The 14,740-nt window shown below is 32.8% G+C and carries 16 protein-coding genes and 1 riboswitch; of the genes, 14 read left to right on the top strand and 2 right to left on the bottom strand.

Features of this window, described 5'->3' with window-relative positions; genetic code table 11:
* Positions 1-24 precede the first annotated feature (24 nt).
* The gene (locus ACWZFG_RS08815; RefSeq protein WP_418626934.1) at positions 25-417 is read left to right on the top strand and encodes a bacteriohemerythrin; all 393 of its coding nucleotides are present in this window, start codon (positions 25-27) and stop codon (positions 415-417) included.
* Positions 418-598: 181 nt separating this feature from the next.
* Here the strand turns inward: ACWZFG_RS08815 and ACWZFG_RS08810 are convergent, their stop codons facing one another.
* A complete protein-coding gene (locus tag ACWZFG_RS08810) occupies positions 599-2,377 on the bottom strand; it encodes a carbon starvation CstA family protein (RefSeq protein WP_418626935.1) in 1,779 nt (592 codons plus the stop codon).
* A gap of 384 nt (positions 2,378-2,761) precedes the next feature.
* Between ACWZFG_RS08810 and ACWZFG_RS08805 the strand changes: the two genes are divergently transcribed.
* From ACWZFG_RS08805 to ACWZFG_RS08750, 12 genes are all read left to right on the top strand, one after another.
* Positions 2,762-3,301 carry a V4R domain-containing protein gene (locus tag ACWZFG_RS08805; RefSeq protein WP_177505585.1) on the top strand — a complete coding sequence of 180 codons (540 nt, stop codon included), beginning with the start codon at positions 2,762-2,764 and terminating at the stop codon, positions 3,299-3,301.
* Between the two features lie 125 nt (positions 3,302-3,426).
* On the top strand, positions 3,427-4,527 hold the full coding sequence (locus ACWZFG_RS08800; protein WP_455577440.1) for a diguanylate cyclase domain-containing protein: 1,101 nt from the start codon (positions 3,427-3,429) through the stop codon (positions 4,525-4,527).
* Between the two features lie 191 nt (positions 4,528-4,718).
* Positions 4,719-4,821, top strand: a riboswitch (THF riboswitch).
* 82 nt (positions 4,822-4,903) lie between these two features.
* Positions 4,904-5,419: a folate family ECF transporter S component gene (locus tag ACWZFG_RS08795; RefSeq protein WP_455577439.1), complete on the top strand. Its 516-nt coding sequence runs from the start codon at positions 4,904-4,906 to the stop codon at positions 5,417-5,419.
* A 67-nt stretch (positions 5,420-5,486) separates the two neighbouring features.
* On the top strand, positions 5,487-5,846 hold the full coding sequence (locus ACWZFG_RS08790; protein ID WP_455577438.1) for a zinc ribbon domain-containing protein YjdM: 360 nt from the start codon (positions 5,487-5,489) through the stop codon (positions 5,844-5,846).
* A 203-nt stretch (positions 5,847-6,049) separates the two neighbouring features.
* Positions 6,050-6,997, top strand: coding sequence for a sodium:calcium antiporter (locus ACWZFG_RS08785; protein ID WP_455577437.1), 948 nt, complete (start codon positions 6,050-6,052; stop codon positions 6,995-6,997).
* 204 nt (positions 6,998-7,201) lie between these two features.
* A complete protein-coding gene (locus ACWZFG_RS08780; protein ID WP_418627468.1) occupies positions 7,202-7,909 on the top strand; it encodes a hypothetical protein in 708 nt (235 codons plus the stop codon).
* A 199-nt stretch (positions 7,910-8,108) separates the two neighbouring features.
* Positions 8,109-8,345 carry a hypothetical protein gene (locus ACWZFG_RS08775; protein WP_177505579.1) on the top strand — a complete coding sequence of 79 codons (237 nt, stop codon included), beginning with the start codon at positions 8,109-8,111 and terminating at the stop codon, positions 8,343-8,345.
* A gap of 163 nt (positions 8,346-8,508) precedes the next feature.
* The gene (locus tag ACWZFG_RS08770) at positions 8,509-9,207 is read left to right on the top strand and encodes an aspartate/glutamate racemase family protein (RefSeq protein ID WP_177505578.1); all 699 of its coding nucleotides are present in this window, start codon (positions 8,509-8,511) and stop codon (positions 9,205-9,207) included.
* Between the two features lie 42 nt (positions 9,208-9,249).
* Positions 9,250-10,194, top strand: coding sequence for an ABC transporter substrate-binding protein (locus ACWZFG_RS08765; RefSeq protein WP_177505577.1), 945 nt, complete (start codon positions 9,250-9,252; stop codon positions 10,192-10,194).
* A gap of 2 nt (positions 10,195-10,196) precedes the next feature.
* Entirely contained in the window at positions 10,197-10,958 is a 762-nt protein-coding gene (locus tag ACWZFG_RS08760; RefSeq protein WP_418627467.1) for an ABC transporter ATP-binding protein, read from the top strand.
* Positions 10,945-11,691, top strand: coding sequence for an ABC transporter permease (locus ACWZFG_RS08755; protein ID WP_177505575.1), 747 nt, complete (start codon positions 10,945-10,947; stop codon positions 11,689-11,691). The genes ACWZFG_RS08760 and ACWZFG_RS08755 overlap by 14 nt, the downstream gene beginning before the upstream one ends.
* A 140-nt stretch (positions 11,692-11,831) precedes the next feature.
* The gene (locus tag ACWZFG_RS08750; protein ID WP_177505574.1) at positions 11,832-12,596 is read left to right on the top strand and encodes a GDSL-type esterase/lipase family protein; all 765 of its coding nucleotides are present in this window, start codon (positions 11,832-11,834) and stop codon (positions 12,594-12,596) included.
* Between the two features lie 108 nt (positions 12,597-12,704).
* Here ACWZFG_RS08750 and ACWZFG_RS08745 read toward each other — a convergent pair whose 3' ends face one another.
* Positions 12,705-13,328, bottom strand: a complete 624-nt coding sequence (locus ACWZFG_RS08745) for a hypothetical protein (protein ID WP_455577436.1) — start codon at positions 13,326-13,328, stop codon at positions 12,705-12,707.
* Positions 13,329-13,721: 393 nt separating this feature from the next.
* Between ACWZFG_RS08745 and ACWZFG_RS08740 the strand changes: the two genes are divergently transcribed.
* On the top strand, positions 13,722-14,561 hold the full coding sequence (locus tag ACWZFG_RS08740; protein WP_418627466.1) for a Cof-type HAD-IIB family hydrolase: 840 nt from the start codon (positions 13,722-13,724) through the stop codon (positions 14,559-14,561).
* Positions 14,562-14,740: the final 179 nt, after the last annotated feature.

Raw genomic sequence — 14,740 nt, 5'->3', positions numbered from 1 at the left:
AGATTATTGTTAGAGGAGAGATGTATGATGTATGAATTTACAGATGATTATTTAACTGGTGTGGAGCAAATTGATAATGAGCATAGAAAGCTTTTTGCAATCGCTAATGAAGCATACGAATTGTTGAAAGATAATTTTGTTTCTGATAAGTATGATTATATTAGAGAAATACTTGAAGAACTTCGAGGATATACGAAAACTCATTTTGCGCATGAAGAAGAATATATGGATGAGATTCAATATCGGAGAAGATTTTCGCAAAAAATTCAACATGCAGAATTTATAAAAAAATTAGAGGATATTGATTTAGATAGAATTGATGAAAATCAACAAGAGACTTTATTGGAAATTTTAGATTTTCTCGCAAATTGGTTAGTTTCCCATATTAAAAAAAGTGACACGTTGATTAATAAATAAAATTTGAAACTAAAAATGCAAAGAATATCCTGTAACATTACATATGGTAGATAACGGTGTATATCTTTTGTGATTATCACAACTTGCAAAAATATAGAGCTTTTCAAAGCTAAATAGAAACAAAAAACAACATCACTTTTTAAGTGATGTTGTTTTTTGTTTCTATTTAGGAAGTCATATTTTAAACTGAAATTTTTGCATTATTTTTATCTTTGATTAATGAAGACCATTTTTTGATAGAGCTAAATATGATGAATATAATAAGTAACATCATTATTGCACTTGATCCAGCTAATAATAATTGATTTTTAGGAAGATAGAATTCAAAAATATTATAAAAAGCAGCTGTTAAAGCGGTTGCAATCATAAAGCATAATGGAATAACTGTTGCCCAGATATATTTAAGTTTTCCCATACGAATTAACATTGTTGTTCCGATCGCTAAAGTCATGCTGGCTAAAAGTTGATTTGACAAACCAAACAGTGGCCAGATGGAAGAAATTGAACCGCCAAATACAAGATACCCCCAAGCAAAGGAGATAAGCGCACTGGTGAATATGATTCCTGGCATCCAATGAACATTTCCAAGTGGTTTATATACAAGTCCACCCACTTCTTGAAGTAAATATCGACCAACGCGGGTTCCCGCATCGATGATTGTCAAAATGAAAAGTGCTTCAAACATAATAGCAAAGTGATACAAAAAGGACATCAATGACTCAAGACCAGGGATTTTTGCAAAAATATGTGCCATGCCAACAGCTAAAGATACTGCTCCACCAGGACGTCCAGCGATATCTTCACTTACCATTTGCGATAGGAATGGCAATTCCTTAACTGCCATATCTAACTTTTCAAATACGGCAGGTGCGCTATTAATTGCAAAATAATCAGGCGGGAATAGGCTTGTTGCTGCAATTAGTGCCATGATACCGACAAAGGATTCAGCGAGCATAGCGCCAAAGCCAATAGGTAAAATTTCTCTTTCATTTGTAATCATTTTTGGTGTAGTTCCGGTAGAGATAATGGAATGGAATCCAGAAATCGCGCCACAGGCAATAGTAATACAGATAAACGGCCATACTGGACCTGGTACTACAGGTCCGCCGCCATGGATGAATTCTGTTATTGGAGGCATATGAATTTCTGGTTGTACAATAATAATTCCTAAGGCTAGAGCGCCAATTGTTCCAATCTTCATATAGGTGCTTAAATAATCACGAGGTGCAAGTAACAACCAAACAGGCAGAGCTGCAGCAATGAAGCCATATAAAGGTAGAATAAGATCAAGTTGAACTCTGCTCAAGGTAAAATAAGGTGCAAATGATGAATGCTGAATCAAGGAACCGCCAAAAACTGCTGCTAATACTAAAACAACTCCAATGAAAGAAGCTTCGCCGATATGACCAGGACGCAGAAGACGCATATAAACTCCAATGAATAAAGCAATTGGAATTGTTGCACCGACGGTGAAAGTTCCCCAGGGACTATTAAATAATGCATTTGCTACAGCAATAGCCATACCTGCCATCGTAATAATCAAAATAAAAATTACAGCAATGGAAGCTGCGAGCCCTGTAGATTTACTGATTTCTGCTTTTGCAATTTCGGCGATAGAAAGGCCATCGTGACGAATTGAAGCAAATAAAATTACAATATCATGAACTGCTCCACCAATACAAGCGCCGACTAACAGCCAGATCATACCGGGTAAATAGCCGAATTGTGCAGCTAAAACCGGCCCAACTAAAGGCCCTGCTCCGGCGATTGCGGCAAAATGATGCCCAAAGGTTATCCATTTGTTTGTAGGAACGTAATCGTGCCCATCTTCGTGGACGATTGCAGGGGTTGGTCGATTTGGATCTAATGCTAAAACTTTTGCGGCTATAAAGGCACCATAAAACCGATAACAAATTACAAGAATTAATGCTGAAATAATAACCATGTAAAGTCCGTTCATAAAGATTCCCCCAATGTGAATTTTATAAAAGCGTAAATAAATTTATAAAAACCCAAAACATTTTGAATTTTTAAAATTTTCATTATAGAAATGATTGATTGAAAATAGTGGCAAACAATTCATATGTTTTGGATAATTTTTCATGTTAAGTATAGCAGAAAAAATTTTCTTTCTCAATAAATTTGCAGTTAAAACTTATAAAAAGAATGCAAGGTGGAGATTTGAATAAATAATAATAATTTCTGAATAAATATAGTTATAAAAATGTATTTATTTAGGTTGTTTTGTATAGATATGTAAAATGTTTTGATGTAGAATAGAATTTATTAATATTTTACTAATAAATTGTAAAATCTAATATTTAAGAAGAGCTTGGTGATAAAAATGATAAAATTTTTACAAGATAGCAATGGAATATTTTCTTGGAATAGCATTAGTAATATTTTAGAGGGGCGAAACAATCTTGGCGATGAGATGCCGGTATTTATGTATAGATTGTTTCAATATACGCTGCGTGACGAATTGATAGCACGATTTGGTAAAGAAGTTACGATTGATATTTTTCGCAAATCTGGTGAACGTGCTGGTTGTGAATTTGCCAAAAATATATTGGATTTGGCACTTCCATTTAATGCGTTTTTTGCACAATTGCAAGAGGTTTTGCAAGAAAAGAAAATTGGTATTTTACGAATGGAAAAATTTGATTCTTCAACAGGGCATGTAGTTTTAACAATAAGTGAAGATTTAGATTGTTCTGGATTACCGGTTGTAGGTGAAACGGTTTGTAATTATGACGAGGGATTTTTAGCTGGAATATTAAAAAGCTATACAAAAAAATCTTATCAGGTAGTGGAAGTAGATTGTTGGGCAACAGGTTCCAGGGTATGTAGATTTGAAGCGTTTTTAATAAATGAGAAAGAGTAATGAGGAAAATGAGCAGTTCGCGTGATATTCAAAGTTTAATTGAACAATTATAAAATATCATATTAAATAAACCATTATTAACAATAGAGAAGGTTAAATCACCTAAACTTGATAGAATACAAGAGATGGTTACTTACTTAGGACAGTGTTTGACTGAATCAAATGAATTTTTGCAACAGTTATCCATAGGAAATTTAGAGGCAAAGATGCCGAATCGGTATAATTTTTTAGCAAGTGGATTAAAAGAAATTCATGCAGGATTAAGACACTTAAGCTGGCAGGCTACCCAAGTAGCAAAAGGTGATTATAAACAGCGTGTGAAATTTCTGGGTGATTTTTCTACAGCTTTTAATTCTATGATAGAGCAATTGGAAGAACGAGAAAAAAGATTGAAAGATAAAACTGTAGCTTTAGAGCAGTCAAGAAATCTTTTAATATCAATTATCAATGGGATTGAAGAGTGGATTGTTGTTATTGATAAAGTCGAGAAGAAAGTAATCTATTCTAATCAAGCTGTACGATGTTTAGGTTGTGATGTTAAAAATAATCGAAATTTTTGTGGATATACTTGTGGAGTCATTGAAAAATTAATTGACAAAATGTCCAAAGATGAAAATGATGTAATTGAATTGGAATGTGAATATAATGCAAAAATTGTGGAAGCAAAAGCATATCCTATTGAGTGGAATGAAGTTGCTGCTTGTGCATACTTAATTAGGGATATTACAAATCATAAACGAGAGCAGGCAGAAATGGAGAATGCCGTTTTTAAAGATGAATTGACGGGCGTTTATAATCGTAGGTACTGCATGAAATTATTAGGCGAATTACAACAAGAGCACAAAGGATTTTCAGTTTGTTTTATAGATTTAGATGGACTTAAATATGTTAATGATAATTTTGGACATCATATTGGTGATCGATATATAAAGTTTGTTGCAAAAGAATTTTTTGAGCATACAGGAGATTCTGACCAATTATGCAGAATTGGTGGGGATGAATTTATCGTGCTTTTCCCTAATTGCACACAAAAAAAAATTCGAGGGAAATTAGCTGAATTGTATGAAAAAATTTTACATAAAGATACAGAGTATCCTATGTCAATTAGTTATGGACTTATTTATATTTGTAAAGATAACCAATTGTTGCCGCAAGAAATTTTGGCAAAGGCGGATAAAAAAATGTATCATTGGAAGAAACGAAAGAAAAATAGGAGAATGATATAAAAAAGAAGGTAAAAGAAGGGATATGTTTATTCATGAAAGCTTTTTATTTAGATTTTATTGATAAAAATCTAAGTTATTAAATGACAGATATACTAAAATTTGTACTTGTAGGCTTCTAGTAATTTACAGATTTATAAGGACATAACTAGTAATTGATAAATGAATAGGCTATAATATTAAACTGAAGGAATAGCAGAGTAAACATTTGTGCGTTAAGTGTCAGATGAACGGGGAGTTGTCACTGAACGAAAAACTTGGGTTAAGTTTGCGGTACAAATGTTGCATCCCGCTGCTGCATAGAAAGGAACTCCTCTATATGTAGCAACGATGTGTTGATGAGTTTATCAACATAAATTTCATATGGAGGTGTATTTTTTTGCAAAAAAACAAAAAGACAGAGTTTATTGTTTTTGCTGGTGTCTTTATCGCTTTGACGATTATTTTTACTCATGTTTTTGCTATTCAAACTGTTTTCATGCGGGTGAGCTTTGGATTTTTACCGATTGCTTTATTTGCAATGAAGTTTGGTCGTTGGCAGGGAGCTGTTATGGCTGCTATTGCTGATGTATTGGGGGGCGTGATTTTCTTCCCAGGATTATTCTTCCCAGGATTTACAATGAGTGCATTTTGCACAGGATGGATTTTTGGACATTTTTTTTATGAGAAAAAAATCTCTTTCAGCCATATTCTTATTACGGTGACATTGATTACTTTATTCGTTGATTTAGGCCTGAATACAGTTTGGCTTGCTTTGTTATACAATAAAGCTGCTGCTACTTTTTTTGTTAGTCGCCTGCTTAAAGCAATCGTGTTCTTACCAGTAGAGGCTTTTTTAATTCATATCATGTATAAACAGGTCGGACACTTTACTTTATTTCAGAGGCAAGTTTGAATACTGGTTTGTCAATAGGATAAAACTATGGTAATATCAATAACGATAACGAAAAACCTATAGATGAATGGAGAATGAAAAGTTTATGAGTGATTTCCCAAATTGTCCAAAATGTAATTCTGAATTTACGTATGAAGATAGAGGACTTTTTATTTGTCCTGAATGTGCACATGAATGGAATGACATGGATACTTCTGCGGAACATGATGAAAATGTAATAAAAGATGTGAATGGAAACGTTTTGCAGGATGGTGACACAGTAACAGTAATTAAAGATTTAAAAGTAAAAGGTACTTCCTCTGTTGTGAAGATGGGGACAAAAGTAAAATCAATTCGTTTAGTATTTGAAGGTGACCACAATATCGATTGCAAAATTGACGGAATTGGTGCAATGAAATTGAAATCTGAGTTTGTGAAAAAGATTTAAATATATATTTGACATAAACTTTGTAAGTATGATATATTGCGTCATAGAGCATATTAATTCCTGTGAGGGAGTAGTTTGCAGCAAGAGCTGTGGTAATGCCAACATCATGATGAAAATCTGGTATTATCTTAAAAAACGAGACTCATGGACAATGACTATTTTAGTCAGTGTCTATGAGTCTTTTATTTTGAAGGGAAGAAATTATGATTTATTTATTTTATTTAATTGTAGCAGCAGGAGTGGTTTATTTATCGCAAAAAGCTTCAGAGTATGTGGATTTAATTGATAAGACAACGAAACTTTCGGGAGCTTTTATTGGCGGGATTATGTTATCGGCAGTTACTTCATTGCCAGAACTTTTTACAAGTGTTTCAGCTACCCTTTTCTTGAATAAGCCTGGATTATGTATGGGAAATATTTTAGGCAGCAATTTATTTAATTTGGCTGTTTTAGGTAGCCTAATTTTGATTTTTTTTAAATCTTTTTGTAAAGCGAGGATTTCATCAGGCCATTTAGCTGTTACATTTTCAACGACATTGATTTATATAGCGATAATATTGAACATGAATCATATATTAAATTTTGAAATCATGACAGTTAGTATTACTTCCTTTATTATATTGGCATTATATTTATTTACATTAAAAAATTTATCGGCAGAAAATGGTGGTAGTGGAGAACAACAACAATTAACTGTTACAGATCTAACGCTAAAGCAAATTGTAACAAGATTTATTCTTGTAAGTATAGGGATTATTGTCCTAAGTATTATTATTACCTATATTACGGATGATATTGCAGAGCGTCTTAATTTAGGTGAAGGATTAGCCGGAGCCATCTTTTTAGGAGTAGCAACATCTCTTCCGGAAGTGTCATCCACGATTGCTTTATTTAGAATGAAAAGTTATGACATTGCGATTGGTAATATTATAGGAAGCAACATTTTTAATTTCTTGGTATTATGCATTGTTGATGTATTATATATTGGACAAGGAATCTATGATTTTTCTGACCCGAAAACTTTAAGTCTACTTGTCTATGGTGCTGTAGCTACACCATTATTTATGATTTTATTAAAAGCTAGAAATAAAACAACACAAGTTCTTTGCCCGTTTGCTATGGTGGTTTGTTATATAGCATTTTTATTGTAATTTAATGAACCCCGTAATTTTTGCATAGATCATTCCATAAATAAATTTGATGATTAAGAAACTAAAAAATAATTGTTCTCGTTTCTCTAAAGAAAAGGATAGGAATTTAGACCTGATTTTAGTATAATGAAATTAGTAAGAAGGCGGAATAAAGTTTAGTTTTAAACTAATTTCTATTGAGCGCAATAGAATGGGGTGACCAGAATGAAAACGAGTAGTGAACGGATAAAAAAAGATATTGGAATAGCTTTTTTGCTTGAATTTTTGATAGGAATAAATTGTTGGTTTTCTGAAGTGTATGTATATGAAGAAATTGCTTATGGGTTGAGTGTGTTGCTTTGCGTTCCGCTGTTTTTTGTTTTAAAACGAATTGTTTTCTTGAGCACATTATCTGATAAAAAAGTCATAGATACTGTAATGGCTGAAAAAGAAGATACTCTTGCAGAGCTACCACTACAGCTGGAAAATGAAAATGTTGATTTATTTTTAGATAAAGTAGTAGAGCATTCAGCGCAATATCAAGAAAAAAGTGAAATTGATGAATGGTTTAAGCTGCATATTGAAAAGGTAAAAGAGTATGAAAAAGAAAATATGAATGAATTTTATGTAGGTAGTAATCAGGAGACTATAACTGAATTTGAAAAAGAAGTCGAAGAAATTGTAGAGAATGTGTGTGGGGAAGAAATTGAAATACTCTTTAATCAGCACTTATCCAATAGCGAAGCGAACCCAGAGAAAATGGATGTCTTATATATAGGGGCTAAACAAGAAGTAGAGGTACAGTCTGAGCAATTAGTTGCAGAATCGGTACAGAATGTATATAGAGAAGAAATTGAAGTATTGTTTGAAAAGCATGTTCAAACAGAAAAGTTGAACCCAAAGTACTATGAACAGTATGCGTATTGTGTATGATGGATAACTAGGCAAGAATTTATGAAAAATAATTATCATAAATTTTTGCCTATTGTTATGTAGTGAAAAAAACATTCGGTGACTGGGAGTTAAAGAATTTAGTTCTATTTTTACAGATTATTTATCTTGTATTGAATTATCTAATATTCTTTTATAAAATAAGATAAAAGTATGGATGAGTTAAAGTGAGGAGAGAGCAGTGCAGAAGAAAGGGTTAATTTTATTTGCGATAATTGCTGTAATCGTTGCTCTAGTAGCGATTTCAGATGAAAGCTCTAGTCAAGGGCGTTCTGAGAAAACGTTAAATTATGATTATGACAATAATGATGAATATTATGAAAATGATTTTATTAATCCAGATAGCTCGAAAAGGGAAGAAGAAGAAAATGAGGATTCAGATAATGAAAAAGAGAATATGGCAGGGATGATTTTGTAAGTTTAAAAATAGAAGAATCATATAATAAAAACCAGTAGAATATTCTACTGGTTTTTATTATATGAAAGTTGCTGTATTTTTGTGAATGAATTATACTTATAAGGTAGAAAAATGTAAGCTGATAAAAACAATACGGCGTTTAGCTTCGATAAAGGGGGATCGTATGAAAGTTATAGGGCTTATTGGCGGTATGAGTTGGGAGAGTACATCAATGTATTATCAAATCATCAATCGCACAATAAAAGAAAACCTAGGAGGATTGCATTCGGCGAAATGTATTCTTTATAGTGTAGATTTTGCTGAAATTGAAGCCTGCCAATCTAGCGGGGATTGGAAAAAATGTGCAGAGATTTTATCAGGTGCAGCGCGGAGCTTAGAACGAGCTGGAGCGGATTGTATTGTAATTTGTACAAATACAATGCATAAGATAGCAAAACAAGTAGAAATGGCTGTAAAAATTCCTTTGTTACATATTGCGACATTAACCGCAAAAGTTTTACTTGCTGAAAATATTTGCAAGGTTGCGTTGCTGGGGACAAAATATACAATGGAACAGAATTTTTATAAAGATAAATTAATCGAAAAAAATATACAAGTTTTGATTCCAAATGACATAGATCGAGAATTAGTTCATCGAGTGATTTATGATGAATTATGTCTAGGAAGTATATCGGAAATATCAAGACGAAAAATCTTGAAGATTATTGACAAATTAGCAGCTGCTGGAGCGGAAGGTGTTATTTTAGGGTGTACGGAAATTGGTTTGCTTGTCAAACAAAAGGATACAAGTATAAAATTATTTGATACAACGCAGATTCATGCACGAAATGCAGCGCTTTATGCGATTGACATGCAAAAATAATATTTTGCTACGGTAAAGATTTTAAATTTGGAGGGAATAGAATTGAAAAGAATAATGGCAGTAATTTTAATGGGCATGATGATTATGGTGTTAGGTGGATGTGGCGATTCGTCTGCACCGAAAACAGGAAAATTACAAGAGCTTACGATTGGAACGATGCCTGATGTTGATTCAATTCCATTCATTATTGCCCAGGAAAAGGGGTATTTTGCCCAAGAGGGATTGACAGTACAAATTAAACCATTTAAAAGTGCAATGGATCGTGATAGTGCATTACAGAGTGGAAATTTAGATGGAGCAATTTCTGATATGTTAGCGGTAGCTTTTGCAAAAGAGGGTGGATTTGATGTAAAGATTACCTCTTTAACAAATGGAAGTTACAAATTAATTGCTTCACCAATTGAAAAAGCTGAAACTATGGCAGATTTGGCGGGAAAAGATATTGCTGTGTCAAAAAATACAATCATTGAGTATGTAACAGATAAAATCCTTGTAGAAAACAAAATGAATGAGGAACAATTTAATAAAGTTGTTATTCCACAAATTCCGACACGTTTAGAAATGTTGTCAAATGGTAAGTTAGCAGCGGCAACTTTACCAGAACCTATGGCAAGTATTGCAATGAAAAATGGTGGCAAGTTAATCAATAGCTCTGATAAATTGGGGATCAATCCGGGGGTTTTGATGTTTACAACAAAGTCGGTTCATGAGAAGAAAGCAGAATTGGAAGCAATGTATAGAGCCTACAATAAAGCGATTGATTACTTGAATAATGAGCCTAAGGAAAAATATATTGATTTATTAATTGAAAAAGGTGGATTCCCACCAAGCGTTAAAGATTCTTTAGTATTGCCAACGTATAAAAAGGCAAATAAACCGACTGAAACAGATATAGATTCTTGTATTGCGTGGTTAAAAGATAAAAATTTAATAAAGCAAACGTATAGCTATCAAGATCTTGTTGATGATACGTTTATTCAGGATTAATCATGCTGGAAATCAAAGACTTATCAGTAACCTATCAGAGTTTGGATGAATCTTATACTGCTTTGCAGAATATTAATTTATCTCTACCAAGCGGTGGTACTTGTGCCATTATTGGACCATCTGGTTGTGGCAAATCTACCTTACTAAAAGTATTGGCAGGCATTATTACTGATTATGAAGGAAAGGTTTTGTTTGATGGAAATCCAATTTTACCATCAAAGCAAAAAATTGGGTTTATTCCGCAAAATTATGGATTATTGCCATGGAAGAATGTCTATGAAAATATTTGCTTAGGCGTAAAATTAAAAAATCGTCAATTAAAAGTGAATAAAAGTTCCGTAGAATTCATGATGCGACAATTAGGCATTGATGGTTTGGAAAAGCGCTATCCTGGAGAATTAAGTGGTGGGCAGCAGCAACGTGTAAGTTTGGCGCGCTCGTTTTTATTAAAACCAGATTTATTGCTGATGGATGAACCTTTTTCTGCTTTAGATGCGATAACAAGAGAAGAGATTCAAGATGTGTTCCTAGAGGTTTGGAAAAGGCAAGCAATTTCTACGATTTTAGTTACACATTATGTAGAAGAAGCAGTTTACTTAGGACAAAAGATTATTATTCTCTCCAGTCACTTGGGGCAGGTGAGCAAGATCATTGATAATCCCTTATTTGGCGGAAAAGATATTCGAAAGGATAAGGAGTTTTTTGAATTAAGTCTATATCTCAGAAATTTTATTAAAAAGGACTGGGCAGATGTTGGGGAATAAAACATGGGCATATTATCTTCTTGCTATTATGACTTTTATTGGTTTGTGGCAGATGATCGCTGTTTTAGTTGATTTACCGATTATTCCTTCGCCATTTAAAGTTATGGATAATTTAGTGAATATTTTTATGAAATATATTGCGATTCATGGTTTTTATAGCTTGTGGAGAATCATCGGTGGTGTTTTTTTAGCGATTGTGATTGGTGTCCCGATTGGACTATGTATGGGATATTTCCCAACATGTGATAAGTTTTTAGCACCACTTGTTTATTTAACTTATCCAATTCCTAAAATCGCACTTATGCCGATTCTCATGTTGGTTTTTGGTCTAGGAGAAATATCGAAAGTACTGATGATTTTCTTAATTATTGTATTTCAAGTAATTGTTGCTGTTCGTGATGGAATTAAAAGCATTCCAAAAGAAACATATTATCCGTTGTACTCTTTGGGAGCTGGCTTTTGGGATGTCTGTCGAGAAATTTTAATTGAGGCATCGATGCCAAAATTTTTAACTTCTGTTCGTGTAGCAATGGCGACTTCTATTTCAGTACTTTTTTTTACGGAAACCTTTGGTACGGAATACGGAATGGGCTATTTTATTATGGATGCATGGCTGCGTGTAAATTATCTTGAAATGTATTCGGGAATTGTTGTGTTAAGTTTTATTGGATTATTCTTATTCGCGATGATCGACCTCATTGAAAAGAAAATCTGTCATTGGCAATATAAATAGAAGCTAATATAGAAAAAGTAATATTTACCATCTATAAAACGATAAAAAACGACATAATATTCGAAATATTGACAATGGTTTTTCGTGGGAGTACACTTATAATGATATTTATAATCTTTATGAAAGAAGAGTGTATTTTTATGAGATTAAAAAAGTTTATCACCGTTGGATTAGTAATAATGTTGATTTTAGCATTATCAGGGACGATTTGTCTGGCATCAGAAGGTGGTGCAGGGGAAAAAATTCGCATTATGTGTTATGGAGATTCGAATACTTGGGGATTTACGCAGCGTCCAAATGTAAAGCGCTATCCGAGCGATGTACGATGGACTGGGGTATTGCAAAATAATTTAGGAAATGACTATCAAATTATTGAAGAGGGATTAAGTAGCCGTACAGCAGGAATTGATGATTATAAAAATGGATTAAATGAGTATATTCAATACGATATGAACTTTAATGGGCGTCCAACATTATTACCATTGTTAAAAAGTCATATTCCATTAGATGTTGTGGTGATAATGCTTGGAACGAATGACTTTAAGGTTAAGTTTCGCCAAACACCAGAAATGGTTGCTGAATCTATGGATAAATTAGTAAAACTCGTTACCAATAGCGTTGATCCGGAACAAGAATGGTATGGCTATAGTGTACCGAAAGTCTTAATTGTTGCTCCAGTTCCGTTAAATGCGACAAAGGAATCTTTTGCTGCGAATAATGATCCATCACATGAATTAGCTAAACTGTATGAAAAAGTTGCACAAGCTAATGGAGTAGATTTTTTTGATGCTGGAAAAGTTGTACCAGTTCCAGGGATGAAAGATGGAATTCATTTAACAGCAAATCAGCATAAAATCCTGGGAGATGCACTTACTCAAAAAATAAGATCTATGTTAAACGAATAGAAAATCTTTATATAGAATACATAAAAACGACTACAGTAAGCGATTAAATCTAAGTACTGTAGCCGTTTTTTATTTATAGGGATAAATACTTTATTCGGAGAATAGAATTTATTTTATATTTACTACATCAATATCATAGCCATTAATATAGTAGTCACTATCGTTATAGCCATAGGTCTCACCATGGTAACCGTAATAATCACCAAAGTTAGCACGGTCAGCAAATGCTGTGTTGATCGCCTGAATTGCTTCATCTACATCAGCTACAGATAATCCGATTTGATTACCGACATCGTACCAAGAAATGAAACTTTTTTTGGACATAACGATTTCTAGGTCTGAATTTGCTTTTTGTGATAATGCAGAAGCTAAAGCAACTGCTTTAGGGTGATACTGTTGTTTTAATAAACTCATAACAATATTTTTATCTACATCGAATAAATTGTGAAGCTGGTTTGCCATTAAAGCATGTTGTCCATACTGAATATGCCAGTCGGTAAGTCCTGCAAGTGACGCAGTACCATTCCAGTCTCCGGCAATAGTTTTGTATTTAATTACTTGCTCTAAACTCTGGTTTGTTGCTAGCGCGATAAAGGATGCGCGATTAATATCTTGGAAGCTAAAGCCTTCGCTTTGGGCATTAATGATATCGGTTTGACTAACATTATAATCTTCTGCAATGATTTGTGTTGGAGATTGGTTCGCAAAAGAAATGGAAGAAAAGACAAGCAAAAAGATTGATAGTAATGTTAGGAATCTAATGTTGTTCATATAAATCCTCCTGTAAGTTATTATTATATTTAGTGTAAATTTAACATTGAATTGCTGATATTGTCAATTTATTTATTTTGGTAGAAATGTAGATATGTTCATTCTGGGGAATAATTGTGTAGTATTTTGGATTGTTTAGAAAATCTGAAAATAATATAATGGATACAATAAAACTAAAAAATGAAGAGAGAGAGGCATTATAAAGGAGGTAATATCTTTAGTGCTCATAGTAGTTTTTAATTGAAGAGTATCAAGATAAATTGTCTGAACGTTTTGGGAAGTGTAGTTTTCAGATGGAGTAAAGACTCATCTGAATCAAGTATCATTTTATTAATGGTTAGAAAGTAGGAGATTATGATTCACTATCAAGATTGTATTCTAGTTACGGATATGGATGGGACTTTACTCAATAGTAATAGCAAAATATCAGAAAAAAATTGTAAGGCAATTGAGTTTTTTAAAGGCAATGGAGGAAAATTCGCCATTGCAACTGGTAGGACAGAAAAATCTGTTGCAACATTTTTTAAACAAGCAAAACCAAATGCACCTTGCATTTTTTATAATGGTGCAGTGCTTTATGATTGGGATGAGCAAAAGTTTTTAAAGACGCAAAATGTAAAAAGTAAAGAATTGATAGAATTTTTAAAAGACTGTATGGAGATATACCCAACGCTTTGTATTCGTGTATATACGACAGATAAAAATTACATCATTACAGGAGAGAAATCTTTAAATCGTTTTGTAGTAGGAAGCACAATGGAGTTTATTTTTGCCGATTTATCAGAAGTATTAAATAAAAGCTGGTTAAAAGTGCTGCTCGCAGAGGAAAGAGATATTTTAGAAACCTGTAAAGCAAAGTTGAATAAATATCATCTAGAAGATACAACAAATCACTTTTTTTCGAATGATTATTATTTTGAATTTGTTGATAAAGGTGTATCGAAAGGTGCAATGGTAAAGATGATGAAATCATTAAATGAATTTGAAGGTAAAATTGTATTTGCCACCGGGGATTTTCATAATGATATTGAAATGCTGCAAGTTGCTGATGTTGGCATAGCTCCTGCAAATGCCGAGCCAGAAGTAAAAGCTGTAGCTGATATGATTTCAGTAACAAATGATAATGATTTAATACATCAGATTATTTATCATATCATACCGGATTATTTCAATAAAAGGATGAAAGGTCAATAAAAATTTTCGGATAACCTATCTTTCTTGCTTAATTATAGAAATTTGAACTTTAAATATTGAATATATAAAATTGTCGTTTTTTGAATAAATAACGACAATTTTATATAAAATGGTAGAATTTCATAGGAAAAGTTTAGTATAATTAATTATATAAATTTATATAAGATTGTATAAAATAA

The sequence above is a fragment of the Anaerosinus sp. genome, assembly GCF_965318445.1.
Note: the sequence above shows the minus strand (reverse complement) of the source record. Positions and strands in the feature narration are given on the sequence as shown.